The 16112-nt window shown below is 64.1% G+C and carries 20 protein-coding genes; 6 read left to right on the top strand and 14 right to left on the bottom strand.

The window, feature by feature from the left end; genetic code table 11:
- Position 1 precedes the first annotated feature (1 nt).
- The 4 genes from moaD to MJ8_RS11485 all read right to left on the bottom strand — a co-directional run bounded on the left by moaD (position 2) and on the right by MJ8_RS11485 (position 3865).
- Complete coding sequence (gene moaD / locus MJ8_RS11500; RefSeq protein WP_041001878.1) at positions 2–259, bottom strand: molybdopterin converting factor subunit 1; 258 nt, start codon at positions 257–259, stop codon at positions 2–4.
- 5 nt (positions 260–264) lie between these two features.
- Entirely contained in the window at positions 265–861 is a 597-nt protein-coding gene (pgsA, locus tag MJ8_RS11495) for a CDP-diacylglycerol--glycerol-3-phosphate 3-phosphatidyltransferase (protein ID WP_201414479.1), read from the bottom strand.
- A gap of 146 nt (positions 862–1007) precedes the next feature.
- Positions 1008–3104: an excinuclease ABC subunit UvrC gene (gene uvrC, locus MJ8_RS11490; RefSeq protein ID WP_201414478.1), complete on the bottom strand. Its 2097-nt coding sequence runs from the start codon at positions 3102–3104 to the stop codon at positions 1008–1010.
- Positions 3101–3865: an SDR family oxidoreductase gene (locus MJ8_RS11485; protein ID WP_201414477.1), complete on the bottom strand. Its 765-nt coding sequence runs from the start codon at positions 3863–3865 to the stop codon at positions 3101–3103. Before MJ8_RS11485 ends, uvrC begins: the two co-directional genes overlap by 4 nt.
- Before the next feature lie 410 nt (positions 3866–4275).
- On the opposite strand from MJ8_RS11485, the gene MJ8_RS11480 reads away from it, so the two are divergent.
- Positions 4276–4923 carry an outer membrane protein gene (locus MJ8_RS11480; protein WP_201414476.1) on the top strand — a complete coding sequence of 216 codons (648 nt, stop codon included), beginning with the start codon at positions 4276–4278 and terminating at the stop codon, positions 4921–4923.
- Positions 4924–4988: 65 nt separating this feature from the next.
- On the opposite strand, the gene MJ8_RS11475 is transcribed toward MJ8_RS11480, so the two are convergent.
- From MJ8_RS11475 to MJ8_RS11460, 4 genes are all read right to left on the bottom strand, one after another.
- Positions 4989–5363, bottom strand: a complete 375-nt coding sequence (locus MJ8_RS11475; RefSeq protein ID WP_201414475.1) for a TfoX/Sxy family protein — start codon at positions 5361–5363, stop codon at positions 4989–4991.
- Positions 5364–5463: 100 nt separating this feature from the next.
- A complete protein-coding gene (locus tag MJ8_RS11470) occupies positions 5464–6060 on the bottom strand; it encodes a glutathione S-transferase (protein ID WP_201414474.1) in 597 nt (198 codons plus the stop codon).
- Positions 6061–6324: 264 nt separating this feature from the next.
- A complete protein-coding gene (locus MJ8_RS11465) occupies positions 6325–6678 on the bottom strand; it encodes a hypothetical protein (RefSeq protein WP_201414473.1) in 354 nt (117 codons plus the stop codon).
- A 390-nt stretch (positions 6679–7068) separates the two neighbouring features.
- The gene (locus MJ8_RS11460; RefSeq protein WP_201414472.1) at positions 7069–7611 is read right to left on the bottom strand and encodes a DinB family protein; all 543 of its coding nucleotides are present in this window, start codon (positions 7609–7611) and stop codon (positions 7069–7071) included.
- Positions 7612–7715: 104 nt separating this feature from the next.
- Here MJ8_RS11460 and MJ8_RS11455 point away from each other — a divergent pair, with 104 nt between their 5' ends.
- The 3 genes from MJ8_RS11455 to MJ8_RS11445 all read left to right on the top strand — a co-directional run bounded on the left by MJ8_RS11455 (position 7716) and on the right by MJ8_RS11445 (position 10092).
- Positions 7716–8309 carry a TetR/AcrR family transcriptional regulator gene (locus tag MJ8_RS11455; RefSeq protein ID WP_201415394.1) on the top strand — a complete coding sequence of 198 codons (594 nt, stop codon included), beginning with the start codon at positions 7716–7718 and terminating at the stop codon, positions 8307–8309.
- Positions 8310–8434: 125 nt separating this feature from the next.
- Positions 8435–8839, top strand: a complete 405-nt coding sequence (locus tag MJ8_RS11450; RefSeq protein WP_201414471.1) for a YciI family protein — start codon at positions 8435–8437, stop codon at positions 8837–8839.
- On the top strand, positions 8836–10092 hold the full coding sequence (locus tag MJ8_RS11445) for an RNA polymerase sigma factor (protein WP_201414470.1): 1257 nt from the start codon (positions 8836–8838) through the stop codon (positions 10090–10092). The genes MJ8_RS11450 and MJ8_RS11445 overlap by 4 nt, the downstream gene beginning before the upstream one ends.
- A 92-nt stretch (positions 10093–10184) precedes the next feature.
- On the opposite strand, the gene MJ8_RS11440 is transcribed toward MJ8_RS11445, so the two are convergent.
- From MJ8_RS11440 to MJ8_RS11430, 3 genes are all read right to left on the bottom strand, one after another.
- Positions 10185–10637 carry a hypothetical protein gene (locus tag MJ8_RS11440; protein WP_201414469.1) on the bottom strand — a complete coding sequence of 151 codons (453 nt, stop codon included), beginning with the start codon at positions 10635–10637 and terminating at the stop codon, positions 10185–10187.
- A 110-nt stretch (positions 10638–10747) separates the two neighbouring features.
- Positions 10748–11110, bottom strand: coding sequence for a DoxX family protein (locus MJ8_RS11435; protein ID WP_201414468.1), 363 nt, complete (start codon positions 11108–11110; stop codon positions 10748–10750).
- A gap of 34 nt (positions 11111–11144) precedes the next feature.
- Positions 11145–11567 (bottom strand): VOC family protein, encoded by a 423-nt coding sequence (locus tag MJ8_RS11430; RefSeq protein WP_201414467.1) that lies wholly within the window; start codon positions 11565–11567, stop codon positions 11145–11147.
- A 182-nt stretch (positions 11568–11749) separates the two neighbouring features.
- Between MJ8_RS11430 and MJ8_RS11425 the strand changes: the two genes are divergently transcribed.
- A complete protein-coding gene (locus tag MJ8_RS11425; RefSeq protein ID WP_201414466.1) occupies positions 11750–12505 on the top strand; it encodes a helix-turn-helix domain-containing protein in 756 nt (251 codons plus the stop codon).
- Between the two features lie 15 nt (positions 12506–12520).
- On the opposite strand, the gene MJ8_RS11420 is transcribed toward MJ8_RS11425, so the two are convergent.
- Genes MJ8_RS11420 through MJ8_RS11410 form a run of 3 tightly spaced genes read right to left on the bottom strand, consistent with a single transcriptional unit; the run spans position 12521 to position 14657 of the window.
- Positions 12521–13369: a 23S rRNA (adenine(2030)-N(6))-methyltransferase RlmJ gene (locus tag MJ8_RS11420; protein WP_201414465.1), complete on the bottom strand. Its 849-nt coding sequence runs from the start codon at positions 13367–13369 to the stop codon at positions 12521–12523.
- Positions 13370–13375: 6 nt separating this feature from the next.
- Positions 13376–14002 (bottom strand): hypothetical protein, encoded by a 627-nt coding sequence (locus MJ8_RS11415; protein ID WP_201414464.1) that lies wholly within the window; start codon positions 14000–14002, stop codon positions 13376–13378.
- Positions 14003–14039: 37 nt separating this feature from the next.
- On the bottom strand, positions 14040–14657 hold the full coding sequence (locus tag MJ8_RS11410) for a TetR/AcrR family transcriptional regulator (RefSeq protein WP_225248226.1): 618 nt from the start codon (positions 14655–14657) through the stop codon (positions 14040–14042).
- Positions 14658–14792: 135 nt separating this feature from the next.
- On the opposite strand from MJ8_RS11410, the gene MJ8_RS11405 reads away from it, so the two are divergent.
- Positions 14793–15266 carry a carboxymuconolactone decarboxylase family protein gene (locus MJ8_RS11405; RefSeq protein ID WP_201414462.1) on the top strand — a complete coding sequence of 158 codons (474 nt, stop codon included), beginning with the start codon at positions 14793–14795 and terminating at the stop codon, positions 15264–15266.
- Positions 15267–16112: the final 846 nt, after the last annotated feature.

Raw genomic sequence — 16112 nt, 5'->3', positions numbered from 1 at the left:
CTCAGCCCCCGGTCATCGGCGGAAACAGCGCGATTTCGCGCGCGCCGGCGATCTTCTCGCGGTGGCCGACATGTTCCTGGTTAATCGCGACGCGGATGACGTCGGGATATTGCAGCGCGTTCTCATACTCCTCGCCGCGCGACTTCAGCCAGCGCAGCAGGTCGGCTACCGTCTCGATGCCGGAAGGCAATTCGACGTCCTCTTCCGGCTTGCCAATCCGCTCGCGTACCCAGGCGAAATAGATGAGCTTCGTGGACATTGTCTTCACTCGTCCATGATGTGCTTGAGCCCGGCGCGGAAATAGTCATAGCCGGTGTAGAGCGTGACGAGGGCCGCGACCCACAAAAGCACGAGGCCGAGCTGGGTGGTCAGCGGAAAGATCTTGTCGCCGGCCGGACCGACCAGCAGGAAGGCGATGGCAACCATCTGGATGGTGGTCTTCCATTTGGCGAGCTGGGTCACCGGCACCGAGACTTTCAAGGCGGCCAGATATTCACGCAAGCCTGACACCAGGATCTCGCGGCACAGGATGATGATCGCCGCCCAGAGCGACCAGCCGGCGATGCCGCCATGGCGGTCGGTGTCGGCGGCAAGCAGAAGCAGGCAGGTGGCGACCAGCAATTTGTCGGCGATCGGGTCGAGCATCTTGCCGATGTTGGAGGTCTGCTGCCAGGCGCGCGCGAAATAGCCGTCGAAATAATCTGTAATGGAGGCGAGCAGGAAAATGACCAGCGCCGACCAGCGGGCGAAGTCGGACGACTTCAGATGTCCTTCAAGAAAAAAGCACAGCACGACCAACGGCACCGCGACGATGCGGGCATAGGTGAGGATGTTCGGCAGGTTGAACGCGCGTTGTACCATGTCGTCTCGGGAAATCTCCTCCGCCAGACGTACTCAAATCAGAAGCCAATGTAGGGGGTCAACTGTCGAGATTCGATTGGACAGGGAAAAATGGCGTGAGGGCCGGCGTGAGGCCCCCCTTCGGGACGTCCCTTCGCGCGAGCGCGTCAGCTCTCATGAAAATGATTGTAGACCAGCTTCGCCACGTGTTCGGAAATACCGTCGACCTTGACCAGATCCTCGACCGCGGCGCGGCTAACCGCCTTGGCGGTTCCGAAGGCGTGAAGCAGGGCGCGCTTGCGGCCAGGGCCGATGCCGGCGATCTCGTCGAGCGGGCTTTTCACCATCTCCTTCTTGCGCCGTGCGCGGTGCGAGCCGATGGCGAAGCGATGCACCTCGTCGCGCAGGCGCTGGACGAAATAGAGCACGGGGTCGCGCACCGGCAGCATGAAGGAGTCCCTGCCCTTGACGAAGAAGCGCTCGCGGCCGGCATCGCGATCCGGGCCCTTGGCGATGCCGATAGCGACGACCCTGTCCTCGATGCCGAGATCGGCCAGGATCTGGCGCACCGCCGTCATCTGGCCCTGGCCGCCGTCGATCAGGATGACATCGGGCCAGGCTGGGAAGCTTCCATTGCCGGTGACCAGATCCTCCTCACCGGCATCCTGGGCTTCCGCGTCTTCCGAGGCCGGTGATTTCTGCTCGTCGCCATGTTCGCGCAGAAGTCGCGAGAAGCGCCGCTGCATCACCTCGCGCATCATGCCGAAATCGTCGCCGGGCGTGATCTCGGTCGAGCGGATGTTGAACTTCCGGTACTGGTTCTTCACGAAACCTTCCGGGCCGGCGACGACCATGGCACCGACCGCGTTGGTGCCCATGATGTGCGAGTTGTCGTAGACCTCGATGCGCACCGGCGGCTTTTCCAGGCCGAAGGTGTCAGCAAAACCCTTGAGCAGCCGGGCCTGGGTCGAGGTCTCGGCCAGCCTGCGGCCGAGCGCCTCGCGCGCGTTCTGCAGCGCGTGATCGGTCAGGTCCTTCTTCTCGCCGCGCTGCGGCACCGAGATCGTGATCTTGCGGCCGGCATGGGTGGAGAGCGCCTCGGCGAGCAGTTCCTGCTCCTGCGCGGCCTGCGAGAGCAGCAGCGTGCGCGCCGGCAGCTTGTCGTCATAGAATTGCGCCAGGAACGAGCCCAGCACCTCAGCCGGTTCCAGCGCCGGATCGGCCTTGGGGAAATAGGCGCGGTTGCCCCAGTTCTGGCCGGTGCGGAAGAAGAAGACCTGAATGCAGGTCTGGCCGCCTTCCTGGTGGATGGCGAAGACGTCCGCCTCCTCCACCGTCTGCGGATTGATGCCCTGATGCGCCTGCACATGGGAGAGCGCGGCAAGCCTGTCTCGATAAATGGCGGCGCGCTCGAAATCGAGCTCTTCCGCGGCCTGCTGCATGGCGGCGGAAATCTCGGTCTTCACCTTCTGGCTGCGGCCGGAAAGGAAATCCTTGGCCTCGGCGACGAGTTCGGCATAGCCCTGATGCGATATCTCGCCGGTGCAGGGACCGGCGCAGCGCTTGATCTGGTAGAGCAGGCAGGGCCGCGTGCGGTTTTCGTAGAAAGAATCCGTACAGCTCCGCAGCAGGAAAGCTCGCTGCAGCGAATTGATGGTGCGGCCGACCGCGCCGGCCGAGGCGAAGGGACCGAAATAGTCCCCTTTTCGCGAGCGCGCGCCGCGATGCTTGTAGATGCCGGGCGAGACATGGTCGCCGGTGAGCAAGATGTAGGGGAACGATTTGTCGTCCCGCATCAAGACGTTGAAGCGCGGCCTCAGCCGCTTGATGAGGTTGGCCTCGAGCAGCAGCGCCTCGATCTCGGTGCGGGTGACGACGAATTCCATCGTCGCCGTCTCGCGCACCATGCGGCCGATGCGGGCGGTGTGGAAACGCCCCTGCGCGTAGTTGGTGACGCGCTTTTTCAGGCTGCGCGCCTTGCCGACATAGAGCACGTCGCCGGCCGCGTTCATCATGCGATAGACGCCAGGCTGGTTGGGGAGCCGCTTGACGAAGGTCTGGATCACCTCGGCGCCGACCATGCCGTCGGCGTCGCCGGCGTGCGGCGTCCAGTCGATGGCCGTGAAGGCGACATCGGGGCCGGTCGGGATCGGCTCCGGCTCGACGATCTCCTCCGCCGCCTCCTCCTCGATGTCGAGATCGACATCGGGCGGCAGGTCGTCGGCGGTTCCGTTGCTTTTGTGTCTTTGGGCTGCGGGACTCATTCCACCATGCCTGTCACATCGGGCGTCTGCCACGCAAGATGCTGGCCGCCGTCCAGCGCGATCATCTGGCCTGTCACCGAGCGCGCCCGCCAGAGATAGCGGATCGTGGCGCCGAATTCGGGCAATTGCGGGCCACGCTTCAGGATCAGGCCCTCGACTTGACTTTCGAAATCGTCGTCGCCCTGACGCTTGTTCTTCAAGGTCGGGCCTGGTCCGATCGCATTGACGCGAATGCGCGGCCCGAGCGCCTGCGCCAGCATCTGCGTTTGCGTCCAGAGCGCCGATTTCGACAGCGCATAGGAGAAATAGCGCGGCGTCGGGCGCCAGACGCGCTGGTCGATGATATTGACGATCAGCCCCTCCTCGCCGTCGGGCAAAGCGCGGGCAAAATTCTGCGCCAAAAGCGCCGGCGCCTTCACATGGATGGCGAAGTGGCGGTCCCAGGCCTGCCAGTCGAAATCCTCCACGCGGTCGTCGACGAACAGGGATGCGTTGTTGACCAAGAGCGTGACGGGGCCGAGCGCGGCTTGCGCCCTGCCGACAAGATCGCCGACGGCATCCATGTCGGTGAGGTCGGCGGCGACCACGGCGGCGCGGCCGCCCTCGCCCGTGATCTTCCGCACCAGCGCCTCGGCCTCGCCGCTCGACCGGTTGGCGTGGATGGCGACGGCGAAGCCATTGGCGGCCAGGTCCTCGACGATCGCCTTGCCGATCCGCCTTGCTCCACCCGTCACCAGCGCGACGGCCGCGGCTTGTCTCATGGTGTCAATCCTCAATCGGCTTCACGATTCCGGGAAGCCGGCACAATATGACGGGCCAAGCGTTAAATGCCATTTCCACCTGGGGCAGGAATGTGGCGAAGCGGCCCGGATGCGGATGCGCCCCGCCGGATTCGGGGCACCGTTAACGGCAATATATGTCGCTGGACCCCTTGAACCAAGCGGTGTGCGGCGCAACATGATTGGCCTGCTGACATTCGCTGTTGCGAAGATGCAACGTCACTTTTCGGCCTCATTCGCGCCTGGGAATGACCCAAGTTCAGGTTCGCTTCAGCCGCATTTCAGCACGACATTTGGAACCGTTAAGCGCCAAGCCCGTTTATCCCCCCGGACGGGCCGGGGCGTTTCATGAACAAGCAAGCCTAAGTGTCTTGTGGCTTAAGGAGTATATAATGAAGACCAATCCCAAATTTGCGCCGCTCGCCGCCGCGCTCGGGCTGTTCGCCTTTGCTGGTACCGCCTTCGCGGCCGACGTGGTTTCCGAAGAGCCGCCGGCTCCCGCTCCGGTTGCCGAGCTTCCGGTTGCTTCCTGGGCCGGCCCCTATGCCGGTATCAATCTCGGCTACGGCTTCGGCGGCCATGTGAAGGCCCCCGGCGTCGACGCCAAGACCAAGGGCTTCATCGGCGGCGTTTTCGGCGGCTACAACTGGCAGCAGGACAACTTCGTCTACGGTGCTGAAGCCGACCTCGGCTACAACGGCACCAAGGGTTCGGACAACGGCCTTTCGGCCAAGACCGGCATCGAAGGCTCGCTGCGCGCCCGCCTCGGCTATGCCGTGACCCCCGAAATCCTGCTCTACGGCACGGGCGGTCTCGCTGCCAAGGACCAGAAGATTGACGACAGCGTCACAGGCGTGCACGACAACAAGGGCATGCTCGGCTGGACGGCCGGCGCCGGTACCGACATCAAGATCACGGACAACGTGTTCGGCCGCGTCGAGTACCGCTACACCGACTACGGCAGCAAGAACTTCGGCGACACCGGCAAGGTCAAGTCTTCGGACAACCGCGTCACCTTCGGCGTCGGTATGAAGTTCTAAGTCGTTAGAAGCCACGACACGGAAAAGCCGGGCCTTGCGCCCGGCTTTTTTTGTGCAGCCGGCCATCATGTCGACCGCTTCGGCGGTCTGGCCTTTGCCTTCGCTGGCAGCGTCTTGACGAAAGCCAGCGCGTGGTCGAGCCAGAAGGCAAGATCGGCATCGGTTGTCGTGCCTTCCGGCGCAACGCGAACATAGCCTTCCATCGAGCGCCCGCCCATCTCCATCGTGCTCGCATGAGGACGTGCGGCGGCAGCCGCATGCGCTTGTTTGCCGACACGAACCAGAAGCCCGCGCTTCGAGGTGCCGATCAGCATGTTGCCGTTGATCATGAAACAGGTGCCGCCGAACATTTTTTGTTCGGTGAAGGCGCGTTGCCCGAGGGCGGCGCGCAGGCGTGCGACCATCGGGTCCGGCGCGACATTGGTTGAGAGCTTTGCCATGCTCAGCACTCCGACTTGGGTGATGTCAGGCAAGCATGGAAGCGGACGGGGTTCAAGCGCGGCCTCTCCTTCTCCCCGTGCGGGAGAAGGAGAAGGCGCACTACCCCGGCACGCTTGCTTTCAGTTCCGGAAACTTCTCATCAAACCTGGCGGCCCAGCGCACGAGCCGTCCGCGGCCCTTTTCCCATTGGCCGGAAAAGCGCAGCGCAAGATAGCCAAGCGTTGCGCGCAGCGCCATGTGGCCGGCAGTGATCTTCTTCGGCAGCTTCGGCGGGTTGGCGTTGATGAGGTCGAGCGCCGTGGCGACCTTCGTCCATTGCCGGTCGAGCCAAGGCTGATAGACCATCGCCTCCGGCCGCGTGCGCCGCTCATAGACCATCGACAGCGCGCAGTCGCAGATGCCGTCGGCAAGCGCCTCCAGAACCTCCGCCTCGAGCCGCTTGTCCGGGTTGCGCGGGAACAGCGCGTTCTTCGACAGGCGGTTGAGATGCTGGGTGATGGCGCGGCTGTCATAAATCGAGCGGCCGTCCTCCAGCACCAGCACCGGGATCTTGCCGAGCGGATTGGCCGAGATCAGGTCGGCGGGCCTGTCCTCCGTCTTGACCGGCACGAGGTCGATGGCGATCCCGGCATAGGCGGCCGCCATGCGGACCTTCGAACTGTAGGGGGACGTGGAAGCATAGAGCAGTTTCGGCATGATCGGATTCCCAGCTGTTTGCGGCACTGTTGACCGATCAGCGTCCGAAGGGCAACGGCCAACAGGCCGATCCAGATCTGCCAATGTTTTTGCCGGCGCAGGCGCGCCAATAAAAAAGCTCCCGGAAGTTTTGCTGGCAGCAAAATTTCCGAGAGCTTTAGGAGGAGCGCATGCTCCGACTTCGCTCTGTCGCCGAACTGCGAAAGGGGTGCCTGGGTAACACCCGCCCTCGCCCGTTTGGGCCGGCCAGGCGAAGCTTCGCGATTACTTCTTGGCGGCCGGCTTCTTCGCCGGAGCTGCCTTCTTCACGGCTGCCGGCGCCTTGGCGGCGGCGGCCTTCATCGGAGCCTTGGCGGCGGGCTTGGCCGCTGCCTTCGCTGCCGGCTTCTTGGCGGCGGCGGGCTTGGCTGCTGCCTTCGCAGCCGGCTTGGCCGCTGCCTTGGCGGCGGGCTTTGCCGCGGCCTTGGCCGCCGGCTTGGCTGCTGCCTTGGCCGGAGCTTTGGCGGCTGCCTTCGGCGCCGCTGCCTTCTTCACTGCTGCAGGTTTCGCGGCAGCCTTAGCTGCCGGCTTCTTTGCCGGCGCTTTCGCCGCCGGCGCCTTGGTTGTCGTCTTTGCCATGCGATGCCCCTTGCGTTTTGCCGATGGTCGTGAGTGACCCGGCGTGTCTATGCATATCTGACTCGCGACTGTCTAGCCAGCGAAGCAACACAATGATTTTCAGTTATTGAATTTTGGTTACACAAAGATGCATCTCATGGAAAAATTGTGAGCGAATCTGTCACTTTCAAAGTGATGACCCAGGCGCCAGATTTTCGCCCGGCTTCTATCGCCCGATCATCCATCCGTCCACAGCGGAACCTTATATCACAATGTGAGCAGAGTGCTCACAATAGAGAACGCACCGCCGAACGCCGGCTTCATCTTGTCCAGCGAAAACATCTACAGATCAACCGGCCAGGCGAGGCGATCAAAGCTTACTCACTTGAAAGTGAGCTTAGAGCTCATATTCTATCGCTGCCGCCAATCTCCGCCGGCTTGCGTTTCGCCCTGCAGGCGGCGTGCGGGCTCGGAACGATGCAGATGGACGGCATAGGTGTCCCAAGGCGTCGAGACCGCGATCCCCGTCAGCATGCGGCCGATCTCGCCGCGATGGTAACTGCCATGCAGGACGACATGAGTCAGCATCTCCTGCCTTGTCATGCAGCCCTTGTCCCCGTCGGTGAAGACGAAGGCGACCCGGTCGGCAAGCCCTTGCTCCGAAACGATTTCCAGATAGTCGAGGTACCAGCGATCGACCTCGGCCAACGCGCCGCGCAGCTCGCGCGGTTCGGGCGTGCCTGGCGTATTGTCGCTCGCATAGCCATGGGCGACGCCCTTCAGCTGCGCGGCAAAGATCCGCGACACGACATGGATATGGTTCATCAGGCGGAGCGCGGCGTGGCGTTGTCCGGCGTCGCTCGCCGGGTCCATCCCGGCAAGCCTCTCCATCAGCTCATCGTTCGCCCAGGCCTGATAGGCAAGCATACCCTTCAGCAAGGTCTTCGCACTCATCGTTTCAGCCCCATTTGCGTTGGTGAAATGAATGTGAGTATCCTGTTTATATTCTCGGGAGACGGGCCAGCATGTCTACTCGCATTGCAAAGCCGGCCGCACGCATGCGCAAACAGCCGCGCCAGGCGCGTTCGATCGCCACCGTCGAGGCGATCATCGAAGCCGGGGCTCACGTTCTGAGCGAGCTCGGCTGGGCGGGCTTCTCCACCAACAAGGTGGCGGAGGCAGCAGGCGTCAGCATCGGCTCGCTCTATCAATATTTTCCCGACAAGCTGGCCCTGGTCGACGCGATCCGGCGTCGTCACTTCGATCATGTGCTTTCGGTGATTCGCGAAGCGTCGGCGGAGGAGAAGCCGCTCAAGCAATTCGCGCGTGAGCTGGTGCGCGGCATGATCGATGCGCACTCGATCCATCCGACGTTGCACCAGGTGCTGCTCGACGAAGCGCCCGGCGACCGCGGCTCACGCGCCGCTCATGCCTCGTTCCAGGCGCGCTATCTCGAACATTACGCCGCGGCCGTCGCGCAGTACCGCAAGCGTCGCAAGGATACCGAGACGATGGCGCGCGTGCTGTCCTCGGCGGTCGAAGGCGTGATCCACAACGCGGCACGGCGCAACATGCTCGACGCGCCGGAATTGCACAGGCAACTCGGCGAGTTGATCTGCGCCTATCTGTCCGGCCAAGGGATGCGGGCGTGACGACTGCGATGTCCCGCGGTCGGTACGGCGCCCAGGACAGATCGAACTAATTTTTGCACCGTTGTCGATTCAGGCGATCCTCGTTCGTCGTAGGATCGAAGCAACCAATCGAAAGGAAGATATCCATGCGCTTCATGATGCTGATGATCCCTGGCGGCTATGCGACCGCGGCTCCCGACGTGATGCCGAGTGCCGAGGCGGTGGAGGCGATGATGAAATACAATGAGGAGCTGAAGCGAGCCGGCATTTTGCTTGCGCTCGATGGGCTGCATCCGCCGTCTGTTGGCGCGCGGGTATCTTTCAAAGGCGGCAAGCCGGCCGTCACCGATGGCCCGTTCGCGGAGGTCAAGGAAGTGCTTGGCGGCTACTGGATGATCGACGTACGGTCGCGGGAGGAGGCCATCGAATGGGCCCGCCGCTGCCCCGCCGGGGAGAACGACGTTATCGAGGTCCGCCGCGTTCAGGAGATGAGCGATTTTCCCGAGGACGTCCAGAAGGCGGCCGAAGGATTCAGCAGGCTTAAGAGTTGACTACAACCGCGACCATCGAAGCGGTCTGGCGGATCGAGCAACCAAGGCTCGCCGCCAGGCTCACCCGCACCCTTCGCGATGTCGGGCTGGCCGAGGAGGTCGTGCAGGATGCCTTCCTGACGGCACTGGAGCGCTGGCCCCGGGACGGCATCCCGCATAACCCGGCCGCCTGGCTGGCGCGGGTCGCCACCAATCGGGCGCTCGACCGGCTGCGCCGCACGGTTATGCTCGACAGCAAGCAACGCGAGCTGGCGGTCGATCTTGCCGAGCTGGAGCGCGCGGTGCCCGACATCGAGGCCGCGCTCGATGAGGATATCGGCGACGACCTGCTGCGGCTGATTTTCACCGCCTGCCACCCGGTGCTGCCGGCAGAGCAGCGCGCGGCGCTTGCCTTGCGCATGCTTGGCGGACTGTCGACGGCGGAGATCGCGCGCGCCTTCCTGGTGCCGGAGGCCACCGTCGCCCAGCGCATCGTGCGTGCCAAACGGACATTGCGCGACGCAGGCATCGTCTTCGAGACGCCGCGCGGTCCGGAGCGGCGCGAGCGCCTGGGCGCCGTGCTGGAGGTGATCTATCTGATCTTCAACGAAGGCTATGTCACCTCCTCCGGACCGGACTGGCTGCGCGCCGATCTCGGTAACGAGGCAATGCGCCTCGGTCGCCTGCTGGCTGCGCTGATGCCGGAGGAGCCCGAGGCACTCGGCCTGGTGGCTCTGATGGAGCTCAGCGCCTCGCGCTTTGGCGCCCGCACCGACAAAGCGGGCAATCCCATCCTTTTGCTCGACCAGGATCGCGGCCGCTGGGACTGGTCGCTGATCCGGCGCGGCCTCGACGGGCTGAGACGCGCGATGGCGCTCACGCCGACGCCAGGTCCTTATCAACTGCAGGCGATGATCGCCGCCTGCCATGCGCGGGCGGTGAGCGCGGCCGACACCGACTGGATTGCGATCGCCGCCTACTACCAGGCGCTCGCGCTGGCGGTCCCCTCGCCCATCGTCGAGGTCAACCGGGCGGTCGCGGCCGGCATGGCATTCGGGCCGGCGCAAGGCTTGGCCATCGCCGATGCACTGCGGGACGAACCGCGACTGAAGGGCTCGCATCTGTTGCCCACGGTGCGCGGCGACTTGTTGGCGAGGCTCGGGCGGATGGAGGAAGCCCGCGCCGAATTCCGCCGCGCCGCCGAGCTGACCGGCAACGAGCAGGAGCGCGCGCTGCTGCTTGCGAGGGCTGGCGGTGGAGCCAGCTTAGGATAGGTCGGCGGGACAGTGGCCCCTTTGCCCTGGCGGGCATCTCCCCCACAAGGGCACCGCAGAGCGCCAACCAACGGTCTATGAGGCCGACGAACTTACCGCAGCACGCGGCAGCGGCCGTTATAGACCAGCCAGCGATCGAAGCCCGAGACGCAGAACTCGACATTGTCGCCGATCGAGGCAAAGCCCTGGCCTTCCTCGATCAGGTAGAAGATCGAGCGGTCGCGGCCATCCGAGAGGTTGACGGTGGCGCGGCAATAGTGCCGGCCGATCGGCCATTCGTCGCTCGCCGGCTCGTAGCGATGCTGGCGGATGTTGCGGAAATCGGTGATCGCGACGTCCGGCAGATGCGGCACGTGATGCACCTGATAGGAGAAGCGGTCGGTGATCTTGTTCAGCACCCAGGCCTCGCCGCAGACACTGCCATCGTCACCACTGTAGACGGAAAGGTCGGCGGCCTGCGCCGCCTGGCCGAAGCCCAGCGGAGCGGCAATGGGAGTGGACAGCGCAAGGAGCGCGGCAAGGGCGGAATGGGCGAAGCGAGTCATGACAGCCTCTCAAGGTCGGTTCCACGCACTGTGCGGATTCGCTTGGCGGCGGTCAAGCGGTTGCGAAAACAATGGTTTCCGCAAGCCTTCGTTGCGGACTTACCAATTCCTCAAAACGTCCCGGCAAGCAGCAGGCCGCCGACGACGGCAATGTTGATCAGGAACGCGTTGCGCAGCACCTGGCGCTCGGGCTCATCGCTCGCCCAGAAACGCAGCAGCATGAGGTTCGTCGCCAGCGTAAAGGCGACCAGCGCGCCCGCGGCGAAGGGCCGGGTTATGCCAACGGCAAGCAGGAAACCGGCAACGACCTCGATCGCCGAACCGGCGGCCAGCATCAAGGCCGGAGCCGGGAATTTCTGGGCGGCCAGATAGTCGCGCATGGCTCCGAATTTCAGGAAATGCTCGATGCCGGCGAAGACGAACACGCCACCGATCAGGAGAGCGCCAAGCGCTTGAATGGTTTGAACAGGCATGGCTGCCTCCTGCCGACGGCGCGCTTTGCTTCGCTTAATCCTCGGGAACGAAAGCCGGGTTGTAGACGACCTCCCACAGATGATCGTCGGGATCCTGGAAGTAGCCGGCATAGCCGCCCCAGAAGGTTTTTTGTGCCGGCTTGACCACACGCGCGCCGGCCTTGACGGCCTCGGCCATCACGGCGTCGACCTCAGCCTCGCTGCCGACATTGTGGCCGATGGTCAATTCGGTGGGGCTGCGGCCGGTTTGCGGCACCGTGGCATCCCAGGCGATGTTGGCGCGTTCGTAGATGGCGAACTTCAAACCGCCGGCGAGGGCGAAGAAGGCGACGGCGCCATGCTCGAATTCGCGGCCGATGATGCCTTCGGTCGGCAGGCCGAGGCCGTCACGATAGAATTTGAGGGAGGCCTCGAGATCGTCGACGCCGAGCGTCAAAACCGTGATGCGAGCTTTCATTTCTCTCACTCCTTTCTATATTCGTGACCACCGTCGCAAACGGATGCGGTCTGGTGCGAGCGCGTGAAGCGCCGTGAAGTTCCGTCCGTTTTGCCATGGATGACGTGGCCGGCATTGAACATTTCGGCCAAAATAAGCTTCGCACCGATCCGGCAATAGGGCCGGAGCAGATCGGAGAGAGAATGGAACCGGTCCTGGCGCAGACCACCGGCTTCTTTCGCGAGCGGCCCGCCGCTGGCGGCCTGGCCGGCGCCTTCTCAGCGGTCTGGGTCCACCGCATGGACGAGCGCGCCGTTCCACCCATCGTCATCACGCCGGACGCCACCATCGACCTGCAATGGATCGACGGCCGCTTCCGCGTGGCCGGGCCGGACAAGGAGCCGCAGATCGAGACGCCGCCGGCCGGCGCGGTGATTATCGGCTTCCGCTTCCGGCCGGGCGCCGCCGCCGGATGGCTGGGCGTGCCGGCTGGCGAGATCGTCGGCGGACGGCTGGACCTCAAAGACTTGTGGGGCACGCGTTGCCGGGAGCTTTCCGACCGCATCGGGCCGACGCGCAACCTTGCCGACCTGGTTCGTCAGTTGGAAGAGACGATCGGAGCGTGGACGCAAGGACGCGACGCGCTCGACCCGCAGATGGATCTGGCCTTCGACGTCATCGATAAAGGTTTGCCGCCGGAAACGCCGCTGGTTCCGTTCCTGCAACGCCAATTGCATATGAGCGAGCGGACGCTGCGCCGGCGTTTCGAGGACGCCTTCGGCTATGGCCCGAAGACGCTCGACCGCATCCTGCGCTTCCACCGTTACCGGCGCCTGCACCGACAGCAAAGCGACGCCTCGACCGCCTTGCTCGCCATCGAGGCCGGCTATGCCGACCAGGCGCATCTGATCCGCGAAAGCCGGCGGCTGACAGGCGTGACGCCCTCGGCGCTGGCTTGAGCGAAAGCGGGCGCCCTACTCGCCGGCCAACCACTCCAAGGTCCAGCGCGACGGCTGCCGGACAACCAGCGCCTTGTGCAGGGCCGGCAGCAACAGCCGTAATTCGCTCTCCAGCGTATAGGGCGGATTGACCACAACCAGCCCGCTGCCGTCGAGGCTGGGCTCGTCCGAGGCGGGCCGGATCTCGAAGGCGATGTCGAGCAGCTTCGGAATGCCGGCCTCCTTCAGCGCCGCGCGGAAGGCCGTCACCGCCTTGCGGTCCTTGATCGGGTACCAGAGCGCGTAGATGCCGCCCGGCCAGCGCCGGTGCGCCTTGCGCAGGCCCTCGACGAGCCTGGAGAATTCGCCCTCCTCCTCGAAGGGCGGATCGATGAGGACAAGACCGCGCTTTTCCTTCGGCGGCAGTTGCGCGCCGAGCGCCAGCCAGCCATCGAGCTCGATCACCCTCGCCTGGAAATCTCCGGCGAAGACAGATTTCAGCCGCACGGCATCCTCGGGATGCAGTTCGACCGCCGTCAACCGGTCCTGGTTGCGCAGGAGATGGCGCACGATCAGCGGCGAGCCGGGATAATGCTTGAGCCCGCCGTCGGGATTTAGCGCGCGCACCGCTTCCAGATAGGGCTGAAGCAGGACCGCCGCTTGCGGCTCGAGCCTCGCCTCGGTGAGCCGGCCGATGCCGCCTTGCCACTCGCCGGTCTTGCCGGACTCGACCGAAGCGAGATCGTAGCGGCCGATGCCGGCATGGGTGTCGATAACGCGAAAAGCCTTGTCCTTCTGCTTGAGATATTCGACGAGGCGCGCGAGCACGGCATGCTTGACGACATCGGCGAAATTGCCGGCGTGATAGGCGTGTCGATAATTCATGCGCGCCTAGCCCGGTGAGCCGCCGCGGCCCCAGCGCGGCGGTGGTGGCTGCGAATTGGGGTTTTGCGGATGGCCTCCGCCGCGACGCCCGAAGACCAGCGACAGCACCAATCCGGCAAGGCCGACGCCCATCAGCGTATAGCCGGCCGGCTCAGCGCGTTCGTCGACCGAGCCGGTGCCGGCGCGCAGGATGAGATCGACCACGCGCATGTCGATGCCGTCGGCATCGCCGGGGCCGACGGTGAAGACATAAGGACCGGGCGTGACGGTCCTGATGATACCGGCCTCGTCGCGAAAGATCTTGTCGGGCAGTTGCGGGCTGGCCTGGCGCGGATTGTCGGTGTGGTTGAAGGAGAGCGCCGAGGCCAGCGCCGTGCGGCCGCCGCTCGCCGCCGTCAGCGTCAGCACCGTGCGCTGCTGGCCGGCGACCCGTTCGGCTCGCGCCGTCAGGTCGACCAGCACCCGCACCGGCGCGTCGCTTGCGGCGAGCTGCACGGTGACGGGCCGGAAGCGGCCGCCCTCATAGACGCGGTAAGTGCCGATCGCATGGCCTGAAAAATTGCTCATCGCCCAAGGATAGAAGATGCCGACGGCGGCACCGGCGATGAGGAGAAGGACAAAGAGAAAACGCATTCGAACCCTGGCTGTCTTGTTCGGCGGTCCGCCCTTCTCAAGAGCGGCTTTCGTCTCGGGCAGCTTCGCGGACGCGCTCCATCTCGTCCAGAAACATTTCCAGGCCAAGTTCGAAAGTCTTGTCGAAGCCGGCGGCGCCGAAATAGGCGGCGGCCTTCATGACGCTCGGATAGTCGCGCGCCAGTTCCTCGTCGCTGACGGTGGTGACGGCCGACGGCCCCTTGGCGTAGCCGGCCGTCTCGTCGAGGATCGCGCCCATCAGATAATAGCCGGCGGCGCGGAACAGGCGCGCGCTGAGCTCGGGGCCGAAGCCGCCGTCCTCGAACAGGCCGATGATGGCGTTGAGCTTGGCGAGGCAGGGCGGCGAGTTCATGCGGTAGACGACGATGAAGGGCGCGAAAGCCGGGTGCTCAGTCGCGACACGGCGGAACTCCTGCATGCCGATACGCGCCCGTTCACGCCAGGGCAGGCTGTCGTCGGGAATGACGAGCCCGCTCATCTGCCGGTCGACCAGCGCCTCGTAGAGATGCGCCTGGGAAGGGAAGTGGTGGTAGATGCTCATCGCCTCGCAGCCGAGCCTGGCGGCGAGCTTGCGCATCGAGAAGCCGGACAGCCCTTCCCGCTCGATGACCTCGAAGGCGGCATCCTCGATCATCTCGCGGGAGAGTTTTCCGCGGGTTCGCTTTTTTTTGCTCGGTGCATCCATGGCGGCGCTTGACAACTTACACTGTAAGGTTCATCTTCCACATACCTTACATCGTAAGGCTAACAAAAACCAGAGGAGAACATCATGTCGGTCATTCGCATCGTCTCAACCGTGCATTCCTGCCTTCGTTCCGCCTCGCTCGTTGCCGCCGCTGCCGTGTTTGCCGCCGTGCTGGCGTCCGCGCCCACCCGGGCCGATGACTACGACGCCGCCCTCAAGGATATCCAGTCGACGATGGGCGGCGTGCCGAGCTTCGTCAAACAGTTCCCGAAGGCCGGTCTGCCCGGCGCTTGGGCCGAGGTCAAGGCCATCGAGCTCAGCGACAAGACGGCGCTGACGCCGAAGGAGAAGTCGCTGATCTGGCTGGCGGTCGCGGCGCAGATCCCCTGCAGCTACTGCATCTGGTCGGACACCGAGAACGCCAAGCACGCCGGCGCCACCGACGAGGAGATCCAGGAGGCCGTCGCCATGGCGGCGCTGACGCGTCACTGGAGCACCATCTTCAACGGCATGCAGGTCGATTTCGAGACCTTCAAGAAGGAGATGGGCGGAGAATAAGAGACAGACGTCACACGCCGGAGGCGACAAAATGGCCCGCGTCACGGCGGGCCATTTTGTTTGGCCGCCAGCCACCCTCCGCTCATCCATCGTCGGACGGAATCGCGGCGCCTGCGGCCATCAAGCCGTCCTGTCCCTCTTGCGGCGCGGATAAACCGTGGACGCGCTCAAACCGCTATCGCTAAATTAATTAGGTTTGCCATAATGAGTCAGGTGGGTGGCAATCGATGATTCGAACATAGGCGCCACGCACTCGAGGGACGCTAGCTCATGCTCACGGCTTATAGCGCCTTAGGCGGGTCCTGCCCCAACAACAATTTCTGCATCCCGATCAAGGCCTTACCCCGCCTTTTTCTTTTAAGTGCGTTGTTGGCAACTTCCGGTTGCCAATACTTCAACTTTGGCCCGTCGACTTCATTCAGCGTCTCGCAAAGCGGCAACGCCGCCTTGATCGACTTGAAGCCCAGCCGGCTCGCCCAGACAGGGAACCTGCCTCGCCCCGCTCCTGCGACAGGGGACAATCCTTATCTTGGGAACGCTGCTTTCATTTGCGGCCCAAGCGGCTTCGGACAGCAGTCGCACTGCTTCCCCAGAAATTCCGGGGCACTCGCCGAGAACATCTAGACGCGGCGCGCAATCTCGACCTCGCGTCATGATGGCGTTGCTTGGAGGCTTGAAGAATGACGTCGAAGGCTGCTTTCGACATTCTTCCGCAATTCGATGAATACAGCTCCGGTTACGAAAGTGTCCCAAGACAAAGGCTTCGCCGCTGACCAGCCGGTAAGCAGCTGTCATCGTTAACCGCTCGCAAAGGCGTGAGGTTAACAAAACGCTAATTTAGTTGAC

The organism is Mesorhizobium sp. J8 (genome assembly GCF_016591715.1).
Taxonomy (GTDB): domain Bacteria; phylum Pseudomonadota; class Alphaproteobacteria; order Rhizobiales; family Rhizobiaceae; genus Mesorhizobium.
Note: the sequence above shows the minus strand (reverse complement) of the source record. Positions and strands in the feature narration are given on the sequence as shown.